General features: G+C 37.2%; 26 protein-coding genes, 20 tRNA genes and 1 riboswitch. Of the genes, 36 read left to right on the top strand and 10 right to left on the bottom strand.

Features of this window, described 5'->3' with window-relative positions; all coding sequences use genetic code 11:
* The 20 genes from AN959_RS18175 to AN959_RS18270 all read left to right on the top strand — a co-directional run bounded on the left by AN959_RS18175 (position 1) and on the right by AN959_RS18270 (position 2201).
* Positions 1–76, top strand: a tRNA-Val gene (locus tag AN959_RS18175).
* A gap of 12 nt (positions 77–88) precedes the next feature.
* Positions 89–164, top strand: a tRNA-Thr gene (locus AN959_RS18180).
* A 6-nt stretch (positions 165–170) separates the two neighbouring features.
* Positions 171–243, top strand: a tRNA-Lys gene (locus AN959_RS18185).
* A 24-nt stretch (positions 244–267) separates the two neighbouring features.
* Positions 268–352 (top strand) — tRNA-Leu (locus tag AN959_RS18190).
* 17 nt (positions 353–369) lie between these two features.
* Positions 370–444: transfer RNA gene (locus AN959_RS18195), tRNA-Gly, on the top strand.
* Positions 445–459: 15 nt separating this feature from the next.
* A tRNA-Leu gene (locus AN959_RS18200) sits at positions 460–548 on the top strand.
* A gap of 20 nt (positions 549–568) precedes the next feature.
* Positions 569–645: transfer RNA gene (locus AN959_RS18205), tRNA-Arg, on the top strand.
* 6 nt (positions 646–651) lie between these two features.
* Positions 652–728, top strand: a tRNA-Pro gene (locus AN959_RS18210).
* A 14-nt stretch (positions 729–742) separates the two neighbouring features.
* Positions 743–818 (top strand) — tRNA-Ala (locus AN959_RS18215).
* A gap of 23 nt (positions 819–841) precedes the next feature.
* A tRNA-Met gene (locus AN959_RS18220) sits at positions 842–915 on the top strand.
* Between the two features lie 6 nt (positions 916–921).
* Positions 922–998 (top strand) — tRNA-Ile (locus AN959_RS18225).
* 10 nt (positions 999–1008) lie between these two features.
* Positions 1009–1101: transfer RNA gene (locus AN959_RS18230), tRNA-Ser, on the top strand.
* Between the two features lie 183 nt (positions 1102–1284).
* A tRNA-Met gene (locus AN959_RS18235) sits at positions 1285–1361 on the top strand.
* Positions 1362–1364: 3 nt separating this feature from the next.
* Positions 1365–1440: transfer RNA gene (locus tag AN959_RS18240), tRNA-Asp, on the top strand.
* 268 nt (positions 1441–1708) lie between these two features.
* Positions 1709–1784 (top strand) — tRNA-Phe (locus tag AN959_RS18245).
* Positions 1785–1790: 6 nt separating this feature from the next.
* Positions 1791–1864 (top strand) — tRNA-Gly (locus AN959_RS18250).
* A 5-nt stretch (positions 1865–1869) separates the two neighbouring features.
* Positions 1870–1946, top strand: a tRNA-Ile gene (locus tag AN959_RS18255).
* A gap of 4 nt (positions 1947–1950) precedes the next feature.
* Positions 1951–2025 (top strand) — tRNA-Asn (locus tag AN959_RS18260).
* A 6-nt stretch (positions 2026–2031) separates the two neighbouring features.
* Positions 2032–2122 (top strand) — tRNA-Ser (locus AN959_RS18265).
* Positions 2123–2129: 7 nt separating this feature from the next.
* Positions 2130–2201: transfer RNA gene (locus AN959_RS18270), tRNA-Glu, on the top strand.
* Positions 2202–2392: 191 nt separating this feature from the next.
* Here the strand turns inward: AN959_RS18270 and AN959_RS18275 are convergent.
* The gene (locus tag AN959_RS18275; protein ID WP_056832866.1) at positions 2393–3304 is read right to left on the bottom strand and encodes a 1,4-dihydroxy-2-naphthoate polyprenyltransferase; all 912 of its coding nucleotides are present in this window, start codon (positions 3302–3304) and stop codon (positions 2393–2395) included.
* 154 nt (positions 3305–3458) lie between these two features.
* Here AN959_RS18275 and AN959_RS18280 point away from each other — a divergent pair, with 154 nt between their 5' ends.
* The 5 genes from AN959_RS18280 to AN959_RS18300 all read left to right on the top strand — a co-directional run bounded on the left by AN959_RS18280 (position 3459) and on the right by AN959_RS18300 (position 9664).
* Positions 3459–4820 (top strand): isochorismate synthase MenF, encoded by a 1362-nt coding sequence (locus AN959_RS18280; protein WP_056832867.1) that lies wholly within the window; start codon positions 3459–3461, stop codon positions 4818–4820.
* Positions 4813–6522, top strand: a complete 1710-nt coding sequence (gene menD, locus AN959_RS18285; protein WP_056832869.1) for a 2-succinyl-5-enolpyruvyl-6-hydroxy-3-cyclohexene-1-carboxylic-acid synthase — start codon at positions 4813–4815, stop codon at positions 6520–6522. The genes AN959_RS18280 and menD overlap by 8 nt, the downstream gene beginning before the upstream one ends.
* The gene (gene menH, locus AN959_RS18290; RefSeq protein WP_053588544.1) at positions 6513–7334 is read left to right on the top strand and encodes a 2-succinyl-6-hydroxy-2,4-cyclohexadiene-1-carboxylate synthase; all 822 of its coding nucleotides are present in this window, start codon (positions 6513–6515) and stop codon (positions 7332–7334) included. Before menD ends, menH begins: the two co-directional genes overlap by 10 nt.
* Before the next feature lie 2 nt (positions 7335–7336).
* Positions 7337–8155, top strand: coding sequence for a 1,4-dihydroxy-2-naphthoyl-CoA synthase (gene menB / locus AN959_RS18295; RefSeq protein WP_053588545.1), 819 nt, complete (start codon positions 7337–7339; stop codon positions 8153–8155).
* 81 nt (positions 8156–8236) lie between these two features.
* Positions 8237–9664 (top strand): o-succinylbenzoate--CoA ligase, encoded by a 1428-nt coding sequence (locus AN959_RS18300; protein ID WP_056832871.1) that lies wholly within the window; start codon positions 8237–8239, stop codon positions 9662–9664.
* A gap of 77 nt (positions 9665–9741) precedes the next feature.
* Here the strand turns inward: AN959_RS18300 and AN959_RS18305 are convergent, their stop codons facing one another.
* The 3 genes from AN959_RS18305 to AN959_RS21925 all read right to left on the bottom strand — a co-directional run bounded on the left by AN959_RS18305 (position 9742) and on the right by AN959_RS21925 (position 11221).
* A complete protein-coding gene (locus AN959_RS18305; RefSeq protein ID WP_056832873.1) occupies positions 9742–10761 on the bottom strand; it encodes a metal ABC transporter solute-binding protein, Zn/Mn family in 1020 nt (339 codons plus the stop codon).
* Between the two features lie 100 nt (positions 10762–10861).
* Positions 10862–11095 (bottom strand): membrane protein insertion efficiency factor YidD, encoded by a 234-nt coding sequence (gene yidD, locus AN959_RS18310; RefSeq protein WP_056832875.1) that lies wholly within the window; start codon positions 11093–11095, stop codon positions 10862–10864.
* Between the two features lie 3 nt (positions 11096–11098).
* The gene (locus tag AN959_RS21925) at positions 11099–11221 is read right to left on the bottom strand and encodes a hypothetical protein (RefSeq protein WP_256363937.1); all 123 of its coding nucleotides are present in this window, start codon (positions 11219–11221) and stop codon (positions 11099–11101) included.
* 102 nt (positions 11222–11323) lie between these two features.
* Between AN959_RS21925 and AN959_RS18315 the strand changes: the two genes are divergently transcribed.
* The 8 genes from AN959_RS18315 (at position 11324) to AN959_RS18345 (ending at position 15201) form a co-directional block, all read left to right on the top strand.
* Positions 11324–11773, top strand: coding sequence for a Dps family protein (locus AN959_RS18315; protein WP_053588549.1), 450 nt, complete (start codon positions 11324–11326; stop codon positions 11771–11773).
* 50 nt (positions 11774–11823) lie between these two features.
* The gene (locus AN959_RS18320) at positions 11824–12003 is read left to right on the top strand and encodes a YjfB family protein (protein WP_053588550.1); all 180 of its coding nucleotides are present in this window, start codon (positions 11824–11826) and stop codon (positions 12001–12003) included.
* Positions 12004–12076: 73 nt separating this feature from the next.
* Positions 12077–12409 (top strand): transposase, encoded by a 333-nt coding sequence (locus tag AN959_RS18325; RefSeq protein ID WP_231687515.1) that lies wholly within the window; start codon positions 12077–12079, stop codon positions 12407–12409.
* Positions 12402–12572 (top strand): hypothetical protein, encoded by a 171-nt coding sequence (locus AN959_RS21160; protein WP_156316728.1) that lies wholly within the window; start codon positions 12402–12404, stop codon positions 12570–12572. The genes AN959_RS18325 and AN959_RS21160 overlap by 8 nt, the downstream gene beginning before the upstream one ends.
* Before the next feature lie 83 nt (positions 12573–12655).
* Positions 12656–13300 carry a CPBP family intramembrane glutamic endopeptidase gene (locus tag AN959_RS18330; RefSeq protein ID WP_253278945.1) on the top strand — a complete coding sequence of 215 codons (645 nt, stop codon included), beginning with the start codon at positions 12656–12658 and terminating at the stop codon, positions 13298–13300.
* A 202-nt stretch (positions 13301–13502) separates the two neighbouring features.
* Complete coding sequence (locus AN959_RS18335) at positions 13503–13991, top strand: NUDIX domain-containing protein (protein ID WP_371256579.1); 489 nt, start codon at positions 13503–13505, stop codon at positions 13989–13991.
* Positions 13960–14748 carry a S9 family peptidase gene (locus AN959_RS18340; RefSeq protein WP_056832877.1) on the top strand — a complete coding sequence of 263 codons (789 nt, stop codon included), beginning with the start codon at positions 13960–13962 and terminating at the stop codon, positions 14746–14748. The genes AN959_RS18335 and AN959_RS18340 overlap by 32 nt, the downstream gene beginning before the upstream one ends.
* A 3-nt stretch (positions 14749–14751) precedes the next feature.
* On the top strand, positions 14752–15201 hold the full coding sequence (locus tag AN959_RS18345; protein ID WP_056832879.1) for a hypothetical protein: 450 nt from the start codon (positions 14752–14754) through the stop codon (positions 15199–15201).
* A gap of 79 nt (positions 15202–15280) precedes the next feature.
* Here AN959_RS18345 and pckA read toward each other — a convergent pair whose 3' ends face one another.
* Positions 15281–16867 carry a phosphoenolpyruvate carboxykinase (ATP) gene (pckA, locus tag AN959_RS18350; RefSeq protein WP_056832881.1) on the bottom strand — a complete coding sequence of 529 codons (1587 nt, stop codon included), beginning with the start codon at positions 16865–16867 and terminating at the stop codon, positions 15281–15283.
* 195 nt (positions 16868–17062) lie between these two features.
* Positions 17063–17176, top strand: a riboswitch (SAM riboswitch).
* A 206-nt stretch (positions 17177–17382) separates the two neighbouring features.
* On the opposite strand from pckA, the gene metK reads away from it, so the two are divergent.
* Positions 17383–18579: a methionine adenosyltransferase gene (gene metK, locus AN959_RS18355; RefSeq protein ID WP_053588554.1), complete on the top strand. Its 1197-nt coding sequence runs from the start codon at positions 17383–17385 to the stop codon at positions 18577–18579.
* Between the two features lie 60 nt (positions 18580–18639).
* Here metK and AN959_RS18360 read toward each other — a convergent pair whose 3' ends face one another.
* Complete coding sequence (locus AN959_RS18360; RefSeq protein ID WP_053588555.1) at positions 18640–19152, bottom strand: gamma carbonic anhydrase family protein; 513 nt, start codon at positions 19150–19152, stop codon at positions 18640–18642.
* Positions 19153–19269: 117 nt separating this feature from the next.
* Here AN959_RS18360 and AN959_RS18365 point away from each other — a divergent pair, with 117 nt between their 5' ends.
* Positions 19270–20061: an alpha/beta hydrolase gene (locus AN959_RS18365; protein WP_056832883.1), complete on the top strand. Its 792-nt coding sequence runs from the start codon at positions 19270–19272 to the stop codon at positions 20059–20061.
* Positions 20062–20249: 188 nt separating this feature from the next.
* Positions 20250–21572 (top strand): NAD-dependent malic enzyme, encoded by a 1323-nt coding sequence (locus AN959_RS18370; RefSeq protein WP_053588557.1) that lies wholly within the window; start codon positions 20250–20252, stop codon positions 21570–21572.
* A gap of 19 nt (positions 21573–21591) precedes the next feature.
* On the opposite strand, the gene AN959_RS18375 is transcribed toward AN959_RS18370, so the two are convergent.
* From AN959_RS18375 to AN959_RS18390, 4 genes are all read right to left on the bottom strand, one after another.
* Positions 21592–22137, bottom strand: a complete 546-nt coding sequence (locus tag AN959_RS18375; protein ID WP_371256580.1) for an isoprenylcysteine carboxyl methyltransferase family protein — start codon at positions 22135–22137, stop codon at positions 21592–21594.
* 4 nt (positions 22138–22141) lie between these two features.
* Complete coding sequence (locus AN959_RS18380) at positions 22142–23224, bottom strand: type III polyketide synthase (protein ID WP_056832886.1); 1083 nt, start codon at positions 23222–23224, stop codon at positions 22142–22144.
* Between the two features lie 122 nt (positions 23225–23346).
* Entirely contained in the window at positions 23347–23916 is a 570-nt protein-coding gene (locus AN959_RS18385; RefSeq protein ID WP_053588559.1) for a class I SAM-dependent methyltransferase, read from the bottom strand.
* Positions 23913–24872: a TIGR01212 family radical SAM protein gene (locus tag AN959_RS18390; protein ID WP_056832887.1), complete on the bottom strand. Its 960-nt coding sequence runs from the start codon at positions 24870–24872 to the stop codon at positions 23913–23915. Before AN959_RS18390 ends, AN959_RS18385 begins: the two co-directional genes overlap by 4 nt.
* Between the last annotated feature and the right edge of the window lie 87 nt (positions 24873–24959).

The raw sequence follows: 24959 nt of genomic DNA on the forward strand, positions 1-24959 counted from the left end.
GGAGGATTAGCTCAGCTGGGAGAGCATCTGCCTTACAAGCAGAGGGTCGGCGGTTCGAGCCCGTCATCCTCCACCATATTTTTTCTTCGCCGGAGTAGCTCAACTGGTAGAGCAACTGACTTGTAATCAGTAGGTTGAGGGTTCAAGTCCTTTCTCCGGCACCATTTTTAGAGCCATTAGCTCAGTTGGTAGAGCATCTGACTTTTAATCAGAGGGTCGTAGGTTCGAATCCTACATGGCTCATCACTTTTTAAGTGAATAATGCATGCGGGTGTGGCGGAACTGGCAGACGCACTAGACTTAGGATCTAGCGCCGCAAGGCGTGGGGGTTCGACTCCCTTCACCCGCACCATTTAATTTAATAACCGAGCGGAAGTAGTTCAGTGGTAGAACACCACCTTGCCAAGGTGGGGGTCGCGAGTTCGAACCTCGTCTTCCGCTCCATAGATTCATTTAAGTGCCGGGGTGGCGGAACTGGCAGACGCACAGGACTTAAAATCCTGCGGTAGGTGACTACCGTACCGGTTCGATTCCGGTCCTCGGCACCACTTTTATGAAATAAATATATGCGCCCGTAGCTCAATTGGATAGAGCGTCTGACTACGGATCAGAAGGTTGTGGGTTCGACTCCTGCCGGGCGCGCCATATAGACGGGAAGTAGCTCAGCTTGGTAGAGCACTTGGTTTGGGACCAAGGGGTCGCAGGTTCGAATCCTGTCTTCCCGACCAGTATTTATTAGTATGGGGCCTTAGCTCAGCTGGGAGAGCGCCTGCCTTGCACGCAGGAGGTCAGCGGTTCGATCCCGCTAGGCTCCACCATATTATAAAAGATTTACAAACTTGGCGGCGTAGCTCAGCTGGCTAGAGCATTCGGTTCATACCCGAAAGGTCGTGGGTTCGACTCCCTCTGCCGCCATCTTAAGGACCTTTAGCTCAGTTGGTTAGAGCAGACGGCTCATAACCGTCCGGTCGCAGGTTCGAGTCCTGCAAGGTCCACCAACAATATTTCGGAGGAATACCCAAGTCTGGCTGAAGGGATCGGTCTTGAAAACCGACAGGCGGGTCAAACCGCGCGGGGGTTCGAATCCCTCTTCCTCCTCCATTTCAAAATTGTTGATGAAAGAATTAATTTCTTCATTCTACAAAACTTAATATATATTATTATCGCGGGGTGGAGCAAATCGTCACACGAAGATGACGATTAACACCGATGCAGACGAAGTCGAAGCAGGTGTCCTACTTTCTTCANGCGTAGTATTAGTAAGGATAGCAAGTATATTATTATCGCGGGGTGGAGCAGTTCGGTAGCTCGTCGGGCTCATAACCCGAAGGTCACAGGTTCAAATCCTGTCCCCGCAACCAAATGGTCCCGTGGTGTAGCGGTTAACATGCCTGCCTGTCACGCAGGAGATCGCCGGTTCGATCCCGGTCGGGACCGCCATTTATTATTTAATAAATTAGAGATTTAGGATAAGCAAGCAAATCGAGGAAGCAATCGAGCGAAAGAAGAAACGTACTAAAGTACGTGACTGACTGAACGAGTGAAGCTGACGAAAAGATGAGCAGTTTAGCGTAAATCAATTAGAGATTTAGGATAAGCAAGCAAATCGAGGAAGCAATCGAGCGAAAGAAGGAGCGTACTAAAGTACGTGACTGAATGAGTGAGTGAAGCTGACAAAGAGTTGCGCAGCTTAGCGTAAATCGAAGAAGGCTCAGTAGCTCAGTCGGTAGAGCAAAGGACTGAAAATCCTTGTGTCGGCGGTTCGATTCCGTCCTGAGCCACCATTTAATGCGGGTGTAGTTTAGTGGTAAAACCTCAGCCTTCCAAGCTGATGATGAGAGTTCGATTCTCTTCACCCGCTCCAATAATGGGCCTATAGCTCAGCTGGTTAGAGCGCACGCCTGATAAGCGTGAGGTCGATGGTTCGAGTCCATTTAGGCCCACCATTATTCCGAAGTAGCTCAGTGGTAGAGCAATCGGCTGTTAACCGATCGGTCGTAGGTTCGAGTCCTACCTTCGGAGCCATCATATGGGGAAGTACTCAAGTGGCTGAAGAGGCGCCCCTGCTAAGGGTGTAGGTCGGGCAACCGGCGCGAGGGTTCAAATCCCTCCTTCTCCGCCATATGTTTGGCCCCTTGGTCAAGCGGTTAAGACACCGCCCTTTCACGGCGGTAACACGGGTTCGAATCCCGTAGGGGTCATATTAAAAAGCATGTTTCCAATTCGGAAGCATGCTTTTTTTTTGTATATTTTTGTTTAATAACTATTTCTTTATTCTTTTCTAACTTACACAAAAGAAAATAGGATTCATTTATATCCTTTTTAATTATTTTGTAGTGGGCAATAAAAAAGCAAGGAAGTGTATAAACTTCCTTGCCTATTTTTGTTTTGCTTAGATGAAATAACCTATTAATAAGCCAATTCCAAGTAAGAAAACAAAAATTGTATTTGTAAGTGCTGTATCTTTCATTGCTAAACCAACTTCAAGAGGGTTTTCTTTCTCTCTAAAAAGTTTTATGGCATGTATTGGTTTCTTCAAACTTAATAGGACTAATAAAGCCCAAGGAGTAACATCTTGTAGAATAACTAACACAACAATCCAAAGGTAGGACACAAGAAAGAAAGATGTTAAAATAGTAATCGCATTTTTTCTTCCTACGAGGATAGCCATTGTTTTTCTGCCACCTTTTTTGTCTTCAACAATATCTCGAATATTGTTAGATAGCATAATTGCAGCTACAAGCAATGCACTTGGTATCGATAATAGGATCGCAGAGTTTGGTACAGAACCTACTTGAATGAAAGTAGATATTAGCACTATTAGCATTCCCATAACAATACCACTAAAAAGTTCTCCAAATGGGGTGTACGCTATCGGATAAGGTCCGCCAGTATATAAATATCCAATTAGCATACTGATTCCACCAACGACTAGTAACATCCAGGAAGATTCGTAGCATATATATATACCTAGTAAAGCTGCAAGTCCATATAACATTAATGCAAGTTGCAAAACAGTTTTAGGCTTTACACCATTTCGGACAATTGCTCCTCCAATCCCGATGGATTCCTCACTGTCTAATCCTCGTACAAAATCATAATATTCGTTAAACATATTGGTAGCAGCCTGTATAAAAAGACAAGCGAATAACATTGCTAAAAAAATAAGCCAGTTAATATTTGTGTAATAAAGTGCAATCATCGTTCCTAAAAATACAGGAGCAAATGAAGCTGTTAATGTATGGGGTCTTGTTAATTTCCACCAAATTCGCCAACCTCTATCGGCTTGAAGTTCATGAGACATAGGTTTTTCTCTCCTTTTAAAGAATCAACCTCAATTTTAGCATATATTCATTGCTAAATGTGTGCCGAAAACGGTAGAAAGTTGTATGATTAAGGGTAGAGTAATTTAATAGATAATGAATGCATCATAAGGTTATTTAACGGAGGTAATATTTATGCCGAACACCACCGGTCAACAGAAAACAACATTACGTTTTTATACAGAAACTATCGAAGTATCAAGATTGTCAGCTCATGCTTTTTTCGAGGCGGGAGATGAAAGCTATAAAGGAAAGCGATTTTTCTGGCAAAATAAAGAGAAGTCTTTTACATTAGTCGGTTTAGGACATGCTCATATACTTACTAATGAACTAGAAGATACTAGATATACGGATATCGCTACTAAATGGAAAGAGTTATGTGAGACTTCATTAAAAGAGAAAATTGACGTTTCTCCTATTCTATTTGGTGCTTTCTCTTTTGATCCTAAAAATAACATTTCATCTGAGTGGGATACATTCCCATCTAGTTTTTTTGCTGTTCCAACATTTCAGCTTGTAATTAAAAATGAACAAGCATTTGTTAGTGTTCATTATATTACAGAGGAAGAAGATAGTATGGAGCCGTTTGAGCGATTACGGATGGAACGTGATGCTTTGATTCATACTGCACAGGTAAAAGAACTAAAAGTTCATGAAAAACCTCATTTAATTGGACGTGAAGACCGATTAAAAAATGAATATTTGCAAGCTGTAGAGAAAGTAACAAATCAAATTCGGAACAACGAAGTTAATAAGGTAGTAATAGGTCGTTCTCTAAAGCTTACCTTTGATAAAAACTTCTCCTCTTCCACAGCAATTTATAATGCATCATTAGAGCAACCGGAAAGTTATTTATTTGGCTTAGAGAAGGATGATAAAATCTTTTTAGGAGCTACACCAGAGAGATTAGTAAAAGTAGAAAGCGGCCACGTATTATCAGCAGGACTTGCTGGTTCTGTTAGACGTGGTAAAAATTCGATGGAAGACAAACAACTAGGCGAAGGCTTATTGGCAGATAGCAAAAACCTTGGAGAACATCAATTTGTTGTTGAGATGATTCGAAAAGTGTTTAATCAATATTGTGAAGATGTTAGGATTCCATCAAGGCCAAAATTAATGAAAATTAGAGATATACAGCACTTATTTACTCCAATTGAAGGGAAAGTAAAAAAAGGAGTATCCCTATTTGAATTTGTTGAGGCGTTGCATCCTACACCTGCATTAGGTGGGGAACCTCGAAAAGAGGCAGTAGAAATTATTAGAGAAGCGGAAAAGATGAATCGTGGTTATTACGCAGCACCTATTGGATGGATCAATACAGATGGTGATGGAGAATTCGCGGTTGGTATCCGATCAGCATTAATAGAAAATGATCAGGCATATCTATTTGCAGGCGGTGGAATTGTTGCAGAGTCATCTTCTATAGAGGAATTTGAAGAAACTCGTGTGAAGTTTCGACCAATGCTTCGAACACTTGGAGGAAACATGAATGAATAACAGCAACTATTTAACAGCTTATGTAAATCATTTTGTAGAAACAGTGAAACAGTCGGGTGTTAAAGACGTTGTTATTTGTCCCGGCTCTAGATCAACTCCGTTGGCATATGGCTTTGCGAAAAGTGAAGGATTTGAGTTCTATCGTCAAATTGATGAAAGATCTGCTGCATTCTTTGCTTTAGGAATTGCAAAAGCAAAGAAATCCCCAGTCGTATTACTTTGCACATCGGGAACTGCAGCAGCGAACTTCTTTCCAGCAATTGTGGAAGCTTATTATGCACGAATCCCTTTGTTAGTTATTACAGCTGACAGACCACATGAATTAAGAGAAGTTGGTGCTCCTCAAGCGATTGATCAAATCCATTTGTTTGGAAAGCATGTGAAATGGACAGTTGACTTTCCGATACCAGAGGCAGATGAAGAAAGTTTGCCCTTTATCGAACGTCATATTCAACGGGCGATTACTACTTCAAAAGCTTTTCCGATGGGTCCCGTGCATATTAATGTTCCATTTCGTGAGCCACTACTGATTAATATGGAGCAGCAACAACCCTTAACTCAGATTAGTCAGTCCGAGGTGGGGCAGCTTGTCCCTAGTCAACAATTTATTTCTTGGTATAAAGAGCAGTTGCAAAAAGAAGACAAAGGATTATTCATTGTTGGTGATTCACTTCCAACAACCGAAGGATTTTGGGAATTTGCTAGAACAGTTCAATGGCCAGTTTTAGCAGATCCGTTATCTAATTTACGAAGTTCAGTTCCAGAGGATTGTTTGCATTTATGTATCGATCAATATGATGCGCTATTAAAGGATAATTCCTTTAAAAAATACGCGGCACCAAATATAGTCATTCGTTTTGGTGCACAGCCTGTTTCAAAACCATTGACACAATTTTTAAAGGCATGTAAACCAAACGTATTCATCGCAGTAGATGAAAGTTCTGTTTTCCGCGACTCCCTACATATTGTGACACAGCATGTGCAAGTCGGTGCAGCTACCTTATGGAATCCAATTGAAGAAAAACAAGCTTCTACTTACTTAAAAGATTGGTCAAAAGCAAATGACATTGCAACAAAACATGTACAAGCTTATTTGGAAACAGAAGAAGACGAAGGTGCACTCGCTGCCACATTGTTTGAAGTATTATCAGATGGCGATTTTTTATTTGCAAGTAGTAGCATGCCAATTCGAGATGTAGATACCTTTTACAATAAAACAACGAAGGATATTCAAATATATGCAAATAGAGGGACTAACGGGATAGACGGTGTAGTTTCTACTGCTTTAGGGGTATATGCAGCTACTAAACGTCCTGGATATTTGCTAATTGGCGATTTAGCTTTTTTACATGATGTAAATGGGTTAATCGTAAGTAGGTTCCAAAAAACGGATCTAACTGTTGTAGTGATGAACAATGATGGGGGAGGTATTTTCTCTTATTTGCCACAATCAACAGAAACAAATTATTTTGAGCACTTATTTGGAACACCTACGGGTCTTAAATTTTCACATATTGCAGCTATGTATGATGCACAATATGATGCTGTACATACAAAAGAAGACTTCCATAAGGTGTTAAGTGAGCAAAAACGAAAAGATATTCGGATTATTGAAGTATTTACAAATCGTCAAGTGAATACAGAAACACACAGAAAGCTATGGACTGCTATTTCGAAGGAGTTAGACTCAGTTTGGAATTAATAAACTTAACTATACGAAATATTAGCATGCAAATAAAACGGTATAATTCGGGAGCAAAAAATAAGGTAGTTTTTCTTCATGGGTTTACTGGCTCTAGTGATACTTGGGAAGAAGTAATTACTTGTCTGCCAACATCTATGGACATCCTTACAGTTGACCTAATAGGTCACGGTCAAACATCAAAGCCAACTGATTTTGAACGCTATTATGTGGAAGAACAAATAGAGGACTTACACAGCCTATTTAAACAAATAAATTGGACTCATTTTACACTCGTTGGCTACTCTATGGGTGGTCGTTTAGCGCTTGCGTATGCAGCTAAATATCCAGTGTATAAATTGATACTTGAAAGTAGCTCACCAGGATTAGAATCTAAGGAAGAACGAATAAAAAGAAAGCAGGCAGATGAGATACTTGCGGAAAGAATAATAAATGAAGGAATTAGATCTTTTGTTGATTATTGGGAGAGTATTCCTTTGTTTCATTCGCAAAGGTCTTTGTCTCTTGGAAAACAGATGAAAATTCGCGAAGAGAGATTAGCAGGATCCAAAACAGGTCTCTCGAATAGTTTAAGGGGATTTAGTACAGGAGTGCAGCCTTCCTATTGGAATAAGTTAAAAGAGCTGAAAAATCCAACGGTGCTGCTTACTGGAGAGTTTGATCAAAAGTTTTATGAAATAGCAAAAAAAATGCAAAAAATACTTCCAAATAGTGCACACAAGCAGGTTAATAATGTTGGACATGCAATTCATGTGGAAAAACCTGAATTGTTTGCTACAATAGTAAAGGATATTATTTTAAAGGAGGAATAAAAATGACTCGTGAATGGACAACATTACATACATATGAAGACATTAAGTATGAATTCTATAATGGAATCGCTAAAGTGACGATCAATCGTCCTGAAGTACGAAATGCGTTTCGACCAAAAACAGTTATGGAGCTTATTGATGCTTTCTCACGTGCTCGTGATGACAAAAATATTGGTGTTATTATTTTGACTGGTGAGGGTGAGCACGCGTTCTGTTCAGGTGGGGACCAAAAAGTCCGCGGACATGGCGGATACGTGGGAGAAGACGAAATTCCTCGTTTAAATGTTTTGGATTTACAGCGTTTAATTCGTGTCATTCCAAAGCCAGTAGTAGCAATGGTAGCGGGATATGCAATTGGTGGAGGTCATGTACTACACGTAGTTTGTGACTTGACTATTGCAGCTGACAATGCAAGATTTGGTCAAACAGGACCTAGAGTTGGTTCTTTTGATGCTGGTTATGGTTCTGGCTATTTAGCTCGTATTGTTGGACATAAAAAGGCTCGTGAAATTTGGTATTTATGTCGTCAATACGATGCACAGCAAGCGCTTGATATGGGCTTAGTAAACACTGTAGTCCCATATGCACAATTAGAGGATGAAACGGTTCAATGGTGTGAGGAAATGCTTGAAATGAGTCCTACTGCACTTCGTTTCTTGAAAGCTGCTATGAATGCAGATACAGATGGTCTAGCAGGTCTGCAACAAATGGCAGGAGATGCTACACTTCTTTACTACACAACAGATGAAGCAAAAGAAGGTCGCGATGCTTTTAAAGAAAAACGTAAACCTGATTTTGGTCAATTCCCTCGTTTTCCATGATTTTTTAATGGAAAAAATGTAAGCAATGAAGCTGTCCTACTTTAGGGCAGCTTTTTTCTCTAAAGGAGATGAAGGTAAAAAATGTACCCAAATTTATTATTAAAACGTGCAAGCTTGACCCCAAATCGAATCGCACTATGCTTTGGGGAGCAAGAATGGACATTTGCTCAATTGAATGAGGAGGCAACTTTATTTGCCAAACGACTACATTCTAAAGGTGTATTACCTGGAATGAGAGTAGCAATCTTAGCATCCTCTAGTGCTCAGTTAGTAATTGTTTTACATAGTTGTATGCAGCTTGGTTGTGAGCTAGTTCTGCTGAATGAACGTTTAACTGAGGAAGAATTAAGCTATCAATTACAAGATAGTAAAGCTGAATTTTTATTAGTTGATTCTTTTGACAAAAGAAATCTTTTTCATGTAAACAAGCTTTCCTTTACAGAGGTTGAAAGTGTAGAAGGAGTTTCGTTCAACTTAGAAACTGAGTGGCCAAAAGATCGCACCGTAACCATTATGTATACTTCAGGTACTACAGGCAAACCAAAAGGGGTACGACAATCGCTTGATAATCATGTAATGAGTGCTACTGGATCCGCATTAAATTTAGGTGTACAACCAAATGATTGTTGGTTATGTACAGTTCCATTATTTCATATTAGTGGCTTCTCTATTTTAATGAGATCAGTTTTGTATGGTATGACTGTCCGTCTTCATACTAAATTTGATGCAGAAAAAGCAGTAGAGGAAATCTTAGGTGGGATAGTTACGGGAATGTCTCTTGTAGCTGTAATGCTCGAAAGAATAATTACCGTACTAGAAGAGAAAGATTTATCTTTCCCAAGTACTTTTAAATCAATGCTTGTTGGTGGTGGACCAGTACCTTTAAATTATTTAGAAAGAGCAATTGAACGGAACATTCCAGTTCTTCAAACATACGGTATGACCGAAACAGCCTCTCAAACAACAACTCTTTCAAGCGAGGATGCTATTCGTAAATTAGGATCAGCCGGTAAACCATTGTTCTTTGCGGACGTCCGAATAGATGGGGAAGAAAACATCGGTGAGATTTGTATTAAAGGCCCGCATGTAACAAGAGGATATGTAGGAGCTTCAGAATCGAAAAATCCATTAGTTAATGGGTGGCTTCATACTGGAGATGTTGGATATATTGATGATGAAGGATATTTGTTTGTTTTGGATCGTCGTTCTGATTTAATCATATCTGGTGGTGAAAATATATATCCAGCAGAAGTAGAGCAGGCTCTAATAGAACATCCAGCAGTAAGAGCAGCGGGTGTTACAGGAAAACGAGATGATAAATGGGGACAAGTTCCAATAGCATTTGTAGTTTTAAAAGAGAACGTGACTGAGGACGAATTAAAAGATTTCATGAAGACGCAAATTGCTTCCTATAAACAACCGGTGGATTACTACTTTGTCGAGCATTTACCTCGAAATGCCTCGAATAAGTTAATGCGTAGAGAGCTGATGAAGCTTATCATCGATTAAATAAAAAAGGAAACAAACCCCTTGTCTTATTGAAATAGAAAAGCCCAAAGAATTTTAAAATTTCTTTGGGCTTATTATTATTGTAAAGCAGTTCTCAATGTTTCTAGATTTTTGTTCATTAATGTGAAGTAGGTTTCCTTGTTTTTAATATCTTCTTTGGATAGTACACCTAAATTGTGTAATACTAAGCTTTTAGCTCCAACTTCTTGTTGAATTACTTCCGTTAGCTTGGATGAGACATTTTGTTCAAACAATATATACGATATGTTTTTATCCTTTGCAATGTCAATTATTTCTGTAAGCTCTTTTTGAGAAGGTTCGTCTTGTGAATTAAGACCAGCAACTGCTACTTGCTCTAAATCATAGGTATTTGCAATATAACCAAATGCTGAGTGTGAAACGAAAAATGTCTTGTTCGGTGAATTTTGTGCCATTTCACTAAAATCTGCATCCAATTGTTGTAACTCTGCAATCAATTCCTCGTAATTATTTTCAAAAGCCTCTTTTTGTGAAGGAGCAGCTTCTATAAGAGAATCTTTAATAGAGAGAGCAAGATTTTGACTTATTTTTGGAGAAATCCATACATGAGGATCTACCCCGCCATGATCGTGATCTTCGTGACCCTCTTCCGTATGCTCACTTGTTTCTTCCGATCCTTCGTCATGCTCGCTATGATGGTCTTCGTCCGTTGTTTCCTCATGCTCGCTATGAGATGCATCTAATTGATCGTCCGAAACTGCATCAATCGTTGCTACCATTTTAACATTCTCGTTTGCTAAAGTTTTTTTGGCATTCTCCACAAATCCTTCTAAACCTAGTCCTATATAGAAAAATAAGTCCGCATCCGCAAGTGACATCATATCTTGTTGAGTAGGTTCAAATGTATGTTCATTGGCACCAGCAGGATATATCGAGGACACAGAGACTGCATCTCCACCAATTCTTTCAGCAAAATATTGAAGAGGATAAACGGTCGTATAAATTTGTATTTCCTCGTTCTTTTCTTGAGTTGTTGCTTCTTCGACTTTATTATTACCGCAAGCTGCTGTAAATAAAATCAGTAGAACTATAAAAAATAGTAGAAGTGTCTTTTTCATTTGGTCATCTCCTAAATAGTAATGATTACGTTTTAATATTTTTGAACTTTTTAATCTTACAAGACAATATAAATAAAAGCAAGAAAAAAAACCTTTGAAGTTATTTTTTCTTCAAAGGCCATTCATCTGGAACAGGATCAATACCACCTTCATGAAATGGGTGACATTTAGATATTCTTTTTACAGTCAAGTATCCACCCTTAATTGCTCCATGCTTTTGTACAGCTTCTACACCATAATGAGAACATGTTGGATAAAATCGGCAATTTGGTCCTGTCATAGGAGAGATAAACTTTTGATAGAAACGAAAAATTCCAATGATAATATATTTCATGACTTATTCAGCATCCTTAGGTTTTGCATTAATACCAGTTGGCTTTTCATTCATCGCTATTTTATATAAAAAGATAAATCCGAATATACTCAATATAATTGCGCAACCTAAAATCCAAAATACCATATTATTTTCACTCCAATGTACTATTCGTTATGTTTATTGTAAGTAATTGAGTGGTATATGAAAAGTGATTACAACTATTTGTCTAAGGAGAGTGTCGAAATTATGTCAGCAGCACTAAATAAAGAATTAAATAAACAAGTAGCAACTTGGTCGGTGATGTATACCAAATTACACAACTTTCATTGGTATGTAAAAGGGCCATCCTTTTTTACTTTACACGCAAAATTTGAAGAGCTTTACAATGAAGCAACGCTTAATATGGATGAAATTGCAGAGCGTCTTTTAACTCTAGGTGGTAATCCAGTTGCAACGTTAAAAGAACATTTAGAGCTTTCAGATGTAAAGGAAGCTACTAACCAGGAATCTGCCGATCAAATGGTAGAAGCAGTAGTAGCTGATTTTGATAAAATTATGAAGTCTCTAAAAAAAGGGATGGAAGAGGCAGCGAAAGATGAGGATGACATGACTGAAGATATTTTAAATGCTATTTACCAAAAAATCGAAAAACATCAATGGATGCTAAATGCATTTTTAGGTGATTCAAATAAATAAACTTTTTACTAAAGTTTCCGATATTAAACTTGTAAAAAGGAGGAATGATTATGGATATTAATTCCATTATGTCTTCACAGTTAATGGAGCTACAACAAACGGTTCAAATGAGCGTGTTGAAAAATGCTTTGAATATGGAAACAGTAGCTGCTGTAGGACTTTTAGAAAACATGCCTCAAACTTCTGCTCCACATCCTTATAAAGGGTCTGTTGTAGATATTCAAGTTTAATAAAAAAACATGTACCCAAGTGGTGCATGTTTTTTTTATTTGGAGACATACTTAACAAAAAGGATGTGTGCAAATGGATTTGAAGAAAGTGTATGTTTCAGTTTCACACCGGAAAGTTTATATTTATCCGGATGAATCTCCATGGGAATATGAAATAGTAGCGGATCGTGAAATAATTCCTGTATTTCAAAAGCTTTTTGAGCAATTAAGTGATGCAGAAATGAGTAACTTTTGGAGAGCACATATTCCAATAAGATTATATCATTTAGATAAAGAAAATGATGAGTATGATATAAGAATGAAGAAATTATATGCGCTGATTCATGAATTTAGCAATGAAGAATCAAGATCACTAATTGAGTCACTTCCATATTTTAATGAAAGTAGGAGAGTATTCGTTGAGTAGAAAAAGTGGTTATATCAAACGCAAAGGCAATGAAAATAATACGAACTATCGTAATGTGAGTTCCCTATTGAACCAATCGCCTCAACTTAAATCGAAACAAAATATTGCACAAAATAGAGAAGAAGGAAATGAACATTATAAACTAGACCAACAATCGGAATAAGAAGCGAAAAGACTTAGCAGGAAGCTAAGTCTTTTTTCATATTTATGCTAACATAGTTAAATAAGGATACACTGGGAGGGCCTATGATAAAACAAATAATATTATTGATTGCTCCAACGATTATGATTTTCCTTGGGCTTGCTGTATTAGATAATGTTTTAATCACTTTCTTTCTTTTTTATGGGTGGTTATTGTTTGTTCCTCTAATTATCAGATTTTGGGATAAAAAAAGCAGATATCGTGTAATGCTACCACTAACCAAAAAGAATATTTTAGTGGGGCTTATTAGCGGTTTAGTGTGTTTAATTTCCATCTATAGTTTTGTATCTTATTTTCCAGTTATTGATATTACACATTTGAAGAGTTTGTTGGAAAAATGGGACTTTGTAGGAGCAAAGGTTATTTTATTTGTGCTAGTGTTAGTACTAATCAATCCTATTTTAGAAGAATTTTATTGGAGAGAATTTATCTATTCTCGATTATTGGATAGAGTAGGCAATATTATGTCTATATTCATTCCCTCTTTTTTCTACAGCTTATATCATTTAATCATTGTAATAGAAATTTTTACTTTTCCTTTTAATGTGTTAGCAATACTCCCCGTTTTTTTAGCAGGCTGTATGTGGGGAATATTTCGATTTAAATTAAATTCTTTAACAGCACCAATTATCAGTCATAGTTTAGCTGATATAGGAATCATGCTCGGATATTGGTCTATTATCAATTAATTATTACGGTTAAATAGAGAACATGGATGTAAGCTCGACATACGAAACGTATGTAAATTCAGAGAATCAGTAGGTTCCCGGTACCTATCCTTTTCATCAACATTACACGTTTGCGATGAGCTTTGCACAGTACCGTTTAATAGCTTGGCATATCAACAATGAAGTATAACTAGGCGTAAAAAAAGACTTAGTAGTGAGGGAAATGATGATAATTTCTTTTAAAGATTTAAATGGAATTCAAGTGGATTTGTCTTTTGAAAAAAATACTTTCTCTATTGAAGCTCGACATGTTTTAGTGTTAGCAAAACATCAAAAAAAATCGCTATTAACAAAGCATCCAAAGAGGGGTTTAGAGTTTCCTGGAGGAAAAGTGGAAGGGAACGAATCTATACTAGAAGCTGCTATAAGAGAAACTTGGGAAGAGACAAATGTGGAGATAATAAATGTAGAATGGTTGGCAGAATACCTTGTACATGATGAGAAACCATTTTGTAAGGCAGTGTTTATTGCAGAGGTTGGGTATATTGAAGAGAAGAGACCAAATTTCGAAACTGACGGTGCTCTTTGGTTAAGTACAGATGATTTTTTACATAATAATAATTTAAGCTTTCACATGAGAGATGCTGGTATGAAGGCGATATTAGAAAAGGTGAGCGCGCTTGAAGGAAAATGGAACAATCGAGAGAATTAAAAGTTATCCATCACCAAATCCGCGTATTAAGCTATCTGAAATTACTTATTGGTCCTGCGGGTATCGGGTAAAAGGAATGCTTGCGGAGCCTATAAAAAATGGTTCTTACGAGGGTATTTTATATTGTAGGGGCGGTATGCAAAGTATAGGAATGGTAAGACCAGCCAGAATTGCACAAATTGCCTCTGAAGGTTTTGTCGTATTCGCTCCTTATTACCGTGGAAACCGAGGAGGGGAAGGAAGAGATGAATTTGCTGGCGAGGATCGGTGGGATGCAGTTTATGCAGTAGATGTTTTAAAGCAGTTTTGTCTTATAAATCGAATTCACTTATTTGCCTTTTCAAGAGGTGGTATTATGGCTCTTTGGATTGCAATTTTACGAAATGATATTACTTCCCTTGTAACATGGGCTGGTGTTTCAGATATTTTTTTAACCTATGATGAACGAACCGACATGAGACGAATGATGAAGCGTGTTATAGGAGGTACACCGACTAAAAACGTAGAAGCATACGAAAATCGTAATGCCCTTGCACATATTAATGAAATAAAAGCAGCATCGCTAATCATTCACGGTAAAAAGGATTTGAATGTATCATTTGAACATGCGAAGGTTTTAGAAGAAGCGTTATTAGGGAATGATAAGGTTGTAGAGACATGGTATTTTCACGACTTCACGCATTTCTTTCCAAGTAAAGTCAATCGACAAGTGGTGAAGGATGCTTGTATGTGGATGAAAATGCAGAAAGGGGTTTAATAGATGGGGAACATTGTCGTATCTATTGAAACAACAAGTACAAATGATAAATCTTCGTTCGCAACTAATACGAGTTTTTGGACAGATCTTTGGGATAATTATACTTCGGATTTCCAGGAAGTTGTCATTCATTGTTGGAAAGAAGAATTAGCTGCGATTGAAGAACTAAGTGCCAGAGCTATTTCGGTAATGGATGAAGGATTAATGAAGGTATTAACAATTAATCTGAATGAGGATAATCGACTCTTTTTGAGAAGTCATTCAATTGATGTAAATGGCGGTTTGAAATGGTTTGCTATGTTCTTTCACATAGACGGTGATGAACGGTTAGAGATAAGTCATTATGGATCAGAAATCATATTGTATAAGGTAGACGAAGAAGAGGCGAAGAATTTTATATCCATCTTTTCTCCTTCGGTTATAACGCATTATTATGATGATTATGCAGACTAAAAAAGAGGATGTCACCATATGAATGGGACATCCTCTTTATTCTTTGGAAAACTACATTAAGCAGCTTTGCACTTTTTTATTATGCTAAAGGTCCACCTTTTAGCGTGATATCTTCCGATACAGTTCCAAACTTTTTAAAGTTTTCACGGAACGCTTGAGCAAGCTCGCTAGCTTTTTGGTCGTATGCAGCTTTATCTTCCCATGCATTACGTGGTACTAATACTTCAGAAGGAACACCTTCTACTTGTGTAGGAATTGATAAGCCAAATACTGCGTCAGTTTCTGTTTCTACTTCATTTAGCTTACCTTCAATTGCAGCACGAACCATTGTACGTGTGTAAGAAAGCTTCATACGACTTCCAACACCGTATTCTCCACCAGTCCAGCCAGTGTTTACTAAAAATACTTGTGCACCGTGTTCATCGATTTTCTTCCCAAGCATTTCAGCATAAACAGTTGCATGCAATGGTAGGAATGGAGAACCGAAGCAAGTTGAGAAAGCTGGTTGTGGAGAAGTTATTCCACGCTCAGTACCTGCTAATTTAGACGTGAATCCACTTAGGAAGTGGTACATTGCTTGTTCTTTCGTTAATTTACTGATTGGAGGCAATACGCCGAAAGCATCAGCAGTTAAGAAAATAATTGTATTTGGGTGACCAGCTACAGATGGGTCTACTATATTTTCTATATTTTGGATTGGGTAAGCAGCACGTGTATTCTCAGTTAAAGAATTATCGGCATAATTAGCGATACGTGTTTCTGCATCTACTACGACGTTTTCTAAAACCGTTCCAAATGTAATCGCGTCAAAAATTTGAGGCTCATTTTCGCGAGTTAGGTCGATACATTTAGCGTAGCATCCACCTTCAATGTTAAATACTCCATTATCAGACCAACCGTGTTCGTCATCACCGATTAATTTACGTCCTGCATCTGCAGAAAGTGTTGTTTTTCCTGTTCCTGAAAGACCAAAGAATAATGCTACATCACCATCTTCACCAACGTTTGCAGAACAGTGCATAGGTAAAATGTTTGCTTCTGGCAGTAAATAGTTCATAATAGAGAATATAGATTTTTTCATTTCTCCAGCATATTCAGTACCACCGATTAATACAATGCGTTTTTCCATTGAAACGATAATAAATGTTTCTGATTTTGTACCGTCCACTGCTGGATTTGCTTTAAAGTTAGGTGCACTGACAATTGTGAAATCTGTTTTATGGGTTGTCAGTTCTTCTTCTGAAGGACGAATGAATAACTGATGGGCAAATAGATTGTGCCAAGCATATTCATTTATTACTTGAATTCCTATGCGTGAATCCTTATCCGCACCTGCAAATCCTTTGAACACAAATAGTTCATCTTGTGTTGCAAGGTAGTCTGTTACTTTTTTATAGAGTGACTCGAAAATTTCAGAAGAAATTGGTTGGTTTACAGGACCCCAATCGATTTTGTCTCTTGATATAGGTTCATCTACAATGTACTTATCTTGTGGAGAACGACCTGTATATTTACCTGTTTCTGCTTTCACTGCTCCTGTAGATGTTAAAACAGCCTCACCTCTTGATGTTGCTTTTTCCACAAGTTGCGGCACTGATAACTGAATGTGTACATTCTCTCCAGCTAACAATTCGTTCAGTTCACTCACAGTATCGATTGAATTCATATTGGTATACCATCCTTTTTATTGTTTTCCCTAAAAAAATAAAGGGATATAGCATTCATATGTGAATTAGTATAACACATTTAACTTAATAGTCTATACTAATGGATTGATTATTTTTTGTTTGTGAATAAATTGTCAACAAATAAATATTGACTTCTCGTTACAACTTACGTATGATGGTAAATTGAACGGATACTCTTATCCCGAGCTGGTGGAGGGGTCAGGCCCTATGAAACCCGGCAACCTGTAATTTTTTTATTGCAAAGGTGCCCAACCTGAGACAAGGTGAGATTCCTTGATTGATAAGAGTGAAAGGTGCTTATGATATTAATAGCCTTTCCTCATGTAATCAAACGTGAGTGAGAGGTTTTTTTTATAACATCGCCCTTTATCCTTGTGTGCCAAGTCCGAAACGGCTTCAAGTTTAATCTATTTGATTTGAAATGGCTTGACATGGGAATGAGTACCGTATCAATTCTTGAGAGAGATCTCGCAGGATATAGGAGGAATATTCTATGACACAACGCAGATTATTTACATCTGAATCAGTTACAGAAGGGCATCCAGATAAAATTTGTGATCAAATTTCTGATGCAATTCTAGATGCAATTCTTACGGAAGATCCAAACGCACGTGTTGCTTGTGAAACAACAGTGACTACAGGGTTAGTATTAGTTGCAGGGGAAATTACAACATCCACTTATGTTGATATTCCAAAAGTTGTACGTTCAACCATTAAAGAAATCGGCTATACTCGTGCAAAATATGGTTTTGACTCTGAAACTTCTGCAGTATTAACTTCTATAGATGAGCAATCAGCTGATATTGCTCAAGGGGTTGACCAAGCTTTAGAGGCACGTGAAGGATCTATGACAGATTCTGATATTGAAGCAATTGGAGCAGGAGACCAAGGTTTAATGTTTGGTTACGCATGTAATGAAACACCTGAACTTATGCCACTTCCAATTAGTTTAGCTCATCAGTTGGCTCGTCGTTTAGCAGACGTTCGTAAAGACGAAACTTTAGACTATTTACGTCCAGATGGTAAAACACAAGTAACTGTGGAGTATGATGAAAATAACAATCCTGTTCATATAGATACAATTGTTATTTCGACTCAGCATCACCCAGAAGTAACGTTAGAACAAATTCAAAAAGATTTAAAAGAAGTAGTTATCAATCCAATTGTTCCTGCTAATTTAATTGATGAAAATACTAAATATTTCATTAACCCAACTGGTCGTTTCGTAATTGGTGGACCACAAGGGGATGCAGGTTTAACAGGTCGTAAAATTATTGTAGATACTTACGGTGGATATGCTCGTCATGGAGGCGGTGCGTTCTCTGGTAAAGATCCAACAAAAGTAGACCGTTCTGCAGCATATGCAGCTCGTTACGTTGCAAAAAATATTGTTGCAGCAGGACTTGCAGATCGTTGTGAAGTACAACTTGCCTATGCAATTGGTGTAGCACAACCTGTATCAATCGCAGTAGACACATTTGGTACTGGGAAAGTAGAAGAGGCTAAATTAGTTTCACATATTCGTGAATTGTTTGACCTTCGTCCAGCTGGTATTATTAAAATGCTAGACCTTCGTCGTCCTATTTACAAGCAAACAGCTGCGTATGGACATTTTGGTCGTACTGACATTGATGCACCATGGGAAAGAACAGATAAAGCAGATTTGTTAAGACAAAAAGCTGGTTTATAAGAAATAATAAAGAAGAGGCTTCCTGTTATAGGATAGCCTCTTTTTTAAAGAAAATTAGTTTTATTTTTGAAGTGATTTATAATACTGCCCTTTTTCTACGTATTCACGAATAATACGTTGCACATCTTCTTTGTCTTCCTCAGATAGCTCCCGAACAACTTTTGCAGGACTACCTATGGCAAGTGAATTAGGAGGAATTTTCTTACCTTGGGTTACTAAACTTCCAGCACCGATAAATGCACCTTCACCGATCTCAGCTCCATCCAAAATAATAGAGCCCATTCCAACCAAAGCACCTTTTCGAATAGTACAGCTATGTAACGTAACTTGGTGTCCAATTGTCACTTCATCTTCAATAACAAGAGGGTTATTAGGACTTTGATGCAAACAACATAAATCTTGGATACTCACTCTTCGTCCAATAATCGTAGGAGCAACGTCCCCTCTGATTACCGTATTAAACCAAATTGTAGACTCTTGTCCGATTGTCACATCGCCTGTAATTGTGACATAATCAGCAATAAATGCAGATTCATCTATTGTTGGATATTTGCCTTTAAATGGATAAATCAATATGCTCACGCTCCTTATGTAAATAGAATATAATTAATGTTATCAAATGAAGAAAAATAATCAAATAATTGAAGTAGACATTCGGTACAAAACAAAACAAAACAAGAGGTGATGTTCATGTGGAAATGGGAAGCAGAAGAAAAACCTAAAGCAGTAATTGTCATTGTTCATAGTGCATATGAACATCATAGAAGATATGCTTGGTTAATTGAAAAGTTTAGAAGTTCTAACTGTCATATTGTAATGGGAGACTTACCAGGACATGGTGAACAGACAAGAGGAAAAAAAATACATAATGAATCTTTTGAACAATATAAAGAATATATAACGCTTGCTTTACAAGTAGCCGTTACTTATAATTTACCAATTTTTATTCTTGGCCATGGACTTGGAGCAACCCTGCTTATTAAAGTGCTACACAAATTACAAATAGAATATGCTGGTGTCATTTTAACGTCTCCTTGGTTGCAATTAAAGAAACAGCCATCTAAATGGACAAATGCACTGGCAAAATTACCAGTACAACAAAAGATTAACCATGATATTCAGCTAAAGGAATTAACGAGAAACTATGATATTTATCAACAATTTATTGATGATCCTACTTACCATACGATCGTTTCGAATGATTGGTACATAGAACTCCAATTACTTATGAAAAGTATTTTACAATCAACGGAATCAGTACCGAATGTTCCGTTATTATTAATGACTGCTGAAAGAGATAAGATTGCAGATATCACATATACTGCAGCGTGGTTTAAAAAGCAAGAGCTATCTGAGTATCAATATAAGTCATGGAAAAATTGCTTTCATGATTTGCATCAAGAACCTGAAAGGGAAGAGATTTTTGAGTATTCTCATGCCTTTATAAATAATGTTCTAAGATCCATTGGTTATATTGTATGACTATAAATAATTCAATTTAACAGTAATATAATGAGAATTTTTAGGGTTTAGAAGTGTAATATAAAATTGGTTGAGATGCTATTACAAAGGAATATACTAATCAATGAAACCTTTCGTATATTTATTACGAATAAAAGATATTTATGTTATAATTTATGATTGAATGAGAGAAAGTAAGGAGAATTTACATGCAAAACCAACATATTATACGAAACTTCATTGTTGAAACATCTTCTAGACCGGGTAATTTTGCAAAAGTAGCAACTGCAATTGGAATGGCAGAAGGAGATATTGGTGATATTACGACGTTAAAGAGCGGTGCTTTAACAACTGTTCGTGATATTTCTATCACTTTTAAATCGGAAGAACAATTACAACAAGTTATTTCTAATATTGAAGCCATTGGAAATGGTGTTAAGATACATGCTGTTACTGATGATGTACTGAAAGCTCATGAAGGCGGAAAAATCGCGATGAAGAGTCAGCTGGATGTACGATCATTAGGAGATTTACAAAGAATTTATACACCTGGTGTAGCGAGTGTTTGTATGGAAATTGTACATAATCCAGAGAAAGCAAATTATTTTACATCCATTGGAAGCTCAGTAGCTATCGTTACGGATGGTACAGCTATCTTAGGTCTAGGTAATATTGGTTCAGTAGCCGGTATGCCTGTAATGGAAGGGAAAGCCGTGTTATTAGATCAGTTTGTTGGTTTAAGTGGAATACCTATTCTATTAAATACAAGTGATCCAGATGAAATCGTTGAAACTGTAAAGCATATACATCAAGGATTTGGAGCAATATTACTAGAAGATATTGGTTCTCCTCATTGCTTCGAAATAGAAGAACGTCTTAAAGCGGAACTTCCTATTCCAGTAATGCATGATGATCAGCATGGTACTGCTGTTGTGGCACTTGCTGCAATATTATCTGCATGCAAAGCAACAGGAGTTGATCCTAAAACTGCGGTAATTGGTCAAGTTGGACTAGGTGCTGCAGGGTTGGCTATCTGTCGTATGCTAATGGCTTATGGTGTAGAAGAAGTGTACGGTTTAGATAGACAAGAAGAAGCTCAAAATCGATTGGTTAATTATGGTGGACAAACGATTGCTTCATTAGAAGAGATGATGGAGACTTGTGATATTATCATTGCAACTACTGGAGTTTCAGGATTGATTAAGCCAGAAATGGTAAGAAAGGGTCAAATAATTTTAGCTCTATCTAATCCAAATCCAGAGATCTTGCCATCTGCTGCAATAGCAGCAGGAGCAGCCTTCGCAGCAGACGGACGCTCAGTTAATAATGTTATTGGCTTCCCAGGGATATTTAAAGGAGCTTTAGATGCAGGTGCAAAGGAAATTACATACACGATGTTAATTGCAGCAGCACAAGCTATTGTGAGCCATACCAAACCTGGTGAGTTAATACCAAACCCTCTAGATCCTATGGTGCATCATTTAGTGGCTAGAGCAGTAGAAGAAGCAGCAAATAATGAAATGAATAGATAAATAAAAAGAAGATTTCAGTTTAAGACGCTGAAATCTTCTTTTTAAATTCTTCATTATAATTAGTAGCTTCACTTAAAGCTTTTTCTTCCAAAGGTATTCGAACGGATAGCATAGCAAGATTTAGAAGAGTAAAACAAAGAGCGGTCATATAAGCTTGAAACATTAGTGGTAGTAGCACAATTTCGATACAGACAACCACATAATTTGGATGTTTGATAAAAAGATATGGACCCTTAGAAACAACACGGGCTCCAGGCAAAATAATGATTTTCGTATTCCAAAAAGTACCTAAAGTTGTTAAACACCAAATACGTAAACCTTGTACAAATAAAAAAATTAGAAGAAATAAAGGGAATAGAGGAGAAATGCCTCGCTCAAAAATTAGAACTTCAGCAATCAAGCTAACAAAAAAGCTGACGTGAAGAGCTACCATATATGGATAATGAGCAGCACCTACTTCATATGCACCTTGTGCAAGCATCTTTTTTTCATTTTGTTTAGCTATAAATACTTCCGTTATTCTTTGAATGATTACTAGTGAAATAATAATGTAAAATAACAGCATGTTGTTAATCACTCCAATTTAGTAAGACTGCTTCCCCACAAAAACCAGGTCCAAGAGCTACTAATAATCCCATTTCATCCTTCTGATGATCTTTTAACATAAATTGCTCTAAGACATAAAGCACAGTAGGAGAAGACATGTTACCGTGTTTTTTTAATACATCACGTGAAATAGCTGTTTGATTTTCCTCGAGTTGAAGTGTTTCCTCGTATGCATGCAATACCTTTTTTCCACCAGGATGAGCAACAAAGTTCTTAAGCTGGTCTACTGAAATTTGTTGTTCCTCCATAAATTCATGAATGAATGGACCGAGCCAGCTTGAAATGATAGAAGGTATACTCTTTGAGAAAACAACATGTAATCCATTATTTTTAATATCCCATCCCATTACATTTTCGGAATCAGGCATCCACTTAGAGGCAGTATATATAATAGAAGGTACTCGTTTCTGCGTGTTCAATAATGCTTCATCACCACAAACTAATACACAAGCAGCCCCGTCAGCAAAAAGAGAAGCACCTATTAGATTACTTTTAGAATAATCATTAGGCTGAAAAGTGAGGCTACATAATTCCACACAAACAACTAGCACTTTTGCTTTAGGATGAGCTTTACAATAATCAAATGCTCTACTAACTCCTGCAGCTCCACCAGCACAACCTAGCCCCCATATCGGAATCCGTTTAGTTCGGTCAGAAAATGGAAGATGATTCATCACTCGAGCGTCGATACTTGGGGTAGATATGCCAGTACTACTTACAAATATGATTGCATCTATTTCATCTGGCTTAAGAGAATCTTTTAAAAAAGAAGTATTACTTAGGCAAGATTGGATTACTTCAACACTATATTTTGTCGCTAGCTCAATATAAAGATTATTTCTTTCTTCAAAGGTGTGCTCTTTCTGATGCCATTCTAACGGTACACAAAAATAGCGGGTATCTATGTCTCCATTTTCAAAAACTTTTAATAATCTATCTAATTGTGCAATTTTATCTTGAAACAATTCTTTTGTTAATTGTTCAATATTGGATTGCTCCAAAGCATATGGAGGATTATATGTACTAATAGAAGCGATTTTAGGCATGGGATTCTCCTTTATAAATTGATCAGAAAAAAACTATTAACAATATTCTTTCCGTACGCCTAGGCTTTTTCTAATTAGTTTCTCCATGCTCTTTCAAAATATGCAAAGTAATGACAAAGAATTTAAGATGTTTTCATCTTTTCTATAGCGATGATAAAAGGTGGGTTATTTTGTTGATTTAAAAACTGATAGCATAGCACATGGACGTAGGATTGAGGTAATTGTTTAACATAATTTGTAATTGCATCTTTTTCTTCTTTACCACCAGCATGTCCGTGATAAACAACTAATACAATTAAACCTCCTATTTTCAACAATTCTAAGAGAGATTCCACAGCTAGAATTGTAGAGTTTCCTTTTGTCACGATATGATGATTGCTGCCAGGTAAGTATCCGAGATTGAAAATGGCAGCTGAAACTTCCTTTTGAACATAGGTTGAAACATGTTCATGACCATCTAATATTAAAGTAGTTCTGGACTTTAAATTTGCTTCGACTAATTTCTGCTCTGTTGACTTTAAAGCCTCAGATTGTACATCAAATGCATAAACATGCCCAGTTTCTCCTACCAATTCTGCTAAATATAAAGTGTCATGCCCGTTTCCTGCAGTTGCATCTACTACGTAATCTCCGGGCTTAATGACAGATGCCAATAAATCTTTTGCAAATGGTAAAACTCTTTTTAATTTCATTTCATAACACCAGTCTCTTGATAATATTTTCCCTGATAACTTTCACGCTTAGCTAATTCTGCATCTATTCCATTTAAAACATCCCATTTGTTTACGCTCCACATCGGTCCAATCATTAAGTCAATAGGACCGTCACCAGTGATTCGCTGTACTACCATTTTAGGAGGTAAAATTTCTAATTGATCTGCTACTAGTTGAATATACGCATCTCGTTCCATAAATTCTAGTTTGCCTTTTTCGTATTGTTTCACCATAGGTGTTCCTTTAAGTAAATGTAATAAATGAATTTTTATACCTTGGACATCAAGCTTAGATACTGCTTTAGCAGTTTCCATCATCATATCTCTATCTTCCAAAGGTAATCCATTGATGATATGGGTACATATTTGAATGCCGTGTTTTCTTAATTTATTTACCCCTTCTACATAAGTTGGATAATCGTGAGCTCGATTGACTAAATTAGCGGTTCTTTCATGTACAGTTTGAAGACCAAGTTCTATCCATAAAAAAGTGCGTTTATTTAGTTCAGCTAGATATTCGACAACATCATCAGGTAAGCAGTCTGGTCTTGTTGCAATGGAAATCCCAACAACGCCTTCTAAGGCAAGGGCAGCTTCAAATTTTTCTTTTAAAACAGGCAATGGTGCGTGGGTATTTGTATATGCTTGAAAATAAGCAATGTATTTTCCAGCTTTCCATTTTTCGTGCATTTTAGCTTTTATTTTTTCAAACTGCACAGGAATAGAATCGACTTTATTGCCTGCAAAGTCACCACTACCTGCAACGCTACAAAATGTACAGCCGCCATATGCAACAGTGCCATCTCTATTTGGACAATCAAACCCTGCATCTAAAGCTACTTTGAAAATTTTCTGGTTAAATGTATTTCGTAAATAGCGATTCCATGTATAATATCTTTTCCCATCAGAAGGAAAAGGAAATTGATATTCGGTCATTTAGACTCCTCCTTAAAGGATTATTTTATCATGTCTTTGGTAAGTTTGTTGCAACATCTTGAAGTGCCATCTGAAAAGGAATACAAT

The sequence above is a fragment of the Psychrobacillus sp. FJAT-21963 genome (genome assembly GCF_001420585.1).
Classification (GTDB): Bacteria; Bacillota; Bacilli; order Bacillales_A; family Planococcaceae; genus Psychrobacillus.

Excerpts from the sequence above, each read along its gene's own strand:
- AN959_RS18370 (WP_053588557.1), top strand. The coding sequence starts at position 20,250 with ATGCAAAACCAACATATTATACGAAACTTCATTGTTGAAACATCTTCT.
- yidD (WP_056832875.1), bottom strand. The coding sequence starts at position 11,095 with ATGAAATATATTATCATTGGAATTTTTCGTTTCTATCAAAAGTTTATC.
- AN959_RS18365 (WP_056832883.1), top strand. The coding sequence starts at position 19,270 with ATGTGGAAATGGGAAGCAGAAGAAAAACCTAAAGCAGTAATTGTCATT.
- AN959_RS18330 (WP_253278945.1), top strand. The coding sequence starts at position 12,656 with ATGATAAAACAAATAATATTATTGATTGCTCCAACGATTATGATTTTC.
- AN959_RS18345 (WP_056832879.1), top strand. The coding sequence starts at position 14,752 with ATGGGGAACATTGTCGTATCTATTGAAACAACAAGTACAAATGATAAA.
- AN959_RS18385 (WP_053588559.1), bottom strand. The coding sequence starts at position 23,916 with ATGAAATTAAAAAGAGTTTTACCATTTGCAAAAGATTTATTGGCATCT.
- AN959_RS18375 (WP_371256580.1), bottom strand. The coding sequence starts at position 22,137 with ATGCTGTTATTTTACATTATTATTTCACTAGTAATCATTCAAAGAATA.
- AN959_RS21925 (WP_256363937.1), bottom strand. The coding sequence starts at position 11,221 with ATGGTATTTTGGATTTTAGGTTGCGCAATTATATTGAGTATATTCGGA.
- AN959_RS18390 (WP_056832887.1), bottom strand. The coding sequence starts at position 24,872 with ATGACCGAATATCAATTTCCTTTTCCTTCTGATGGGAAAAGATATTAT.
- menD (WP_056832869.1), top strand. The coding sequence starts at position 4,813 with ATGAATAACAGCAACTATTTAACAGCTTATGTAAATCATTTTGTAGAA.
- pckA (WP_056832881.1), bottom strand. The coding sequence starts at position 16,867 with ATGAATTCAATCGATACTGTGAGTGAACTGAACGAATTGTTAGCTGGA.
- AN959_RS18325 (WP_231687515.1), top strand. The coding sequence starts at position 12,077 with ATGGATTTGAAGAAAGTGTATGTTTCAGTTTCACACCGGAAAGTTTAT.
- AN959_RS18275 (WP_056832866.1), bottom strand. The coding sequence starts at position 3,304 with ATGTCTCATGAACTTCAAGCCGATAGAGGTTGGCGAATTTGGTGGAAA.
- AN959_RS18380 (WP_056832886.1), bottom strand. The coding sequence starts at position 23,224 with ATGCCTAAAATCGCTTCTATTAGTACATATAATCCTCCATATGCTTTG.
- menB (WP_053588545.1), top strand. The coding sequence starts at position 7,337 with ATGACTCGTGAATGGACAACATTACATACATATGAAGACATTAAGTAT.
- AN959_RS18300 (WP_056832871.1), top strand. The coding sequence starts at position 8,237 with ATGTACCCAAATTTATTATTAAAACGTGCAAGCTTGACCCCAAATCGA.
- AN959_RS18305 (WP_056832873.1), bottom strand. The coding sequence starts at position 10,761 with ATGAAAAAGACACTTCTACTATTTTTTATAGTTCTACTGATTTTATTT.
- AN959_RS18280 (WP_056832867.1), top strand. The coding sequence starts at position 3,459 with ATGCCGAACACCACCGGTCAACAGAAAACAACATTACGTTTTTATACA.
- AN959_RS18320 (WP_053588550.1), top strand. The coding sequence starts at position 11,824 with ATGGATATTAATTCCATTATGTCTTCACAGTTAATGGAGCTACAACAA.
- metK (WP_053588554.1), top strand. The coding sequence starts at position 17,383 with ATGACACAACGCAGATTATTTACATCTGAATCAGTTACAGAAGGGCAT.
- AN959_RS18315 (WP_053588549.1), top strand. The coding sequence starts at position 11,324 with ATGTCAGCAGCACTAAATAAAGAATTAAATAAACAAGTAGCAACTTGG.
- AN959_RS18335 (WP_371256579.1), top strand. The coding sequence starts at position 13,503 with ATGATGATAATTTCTTTTAAAGATTTAAATGGAATTCAAGTGGATTTG.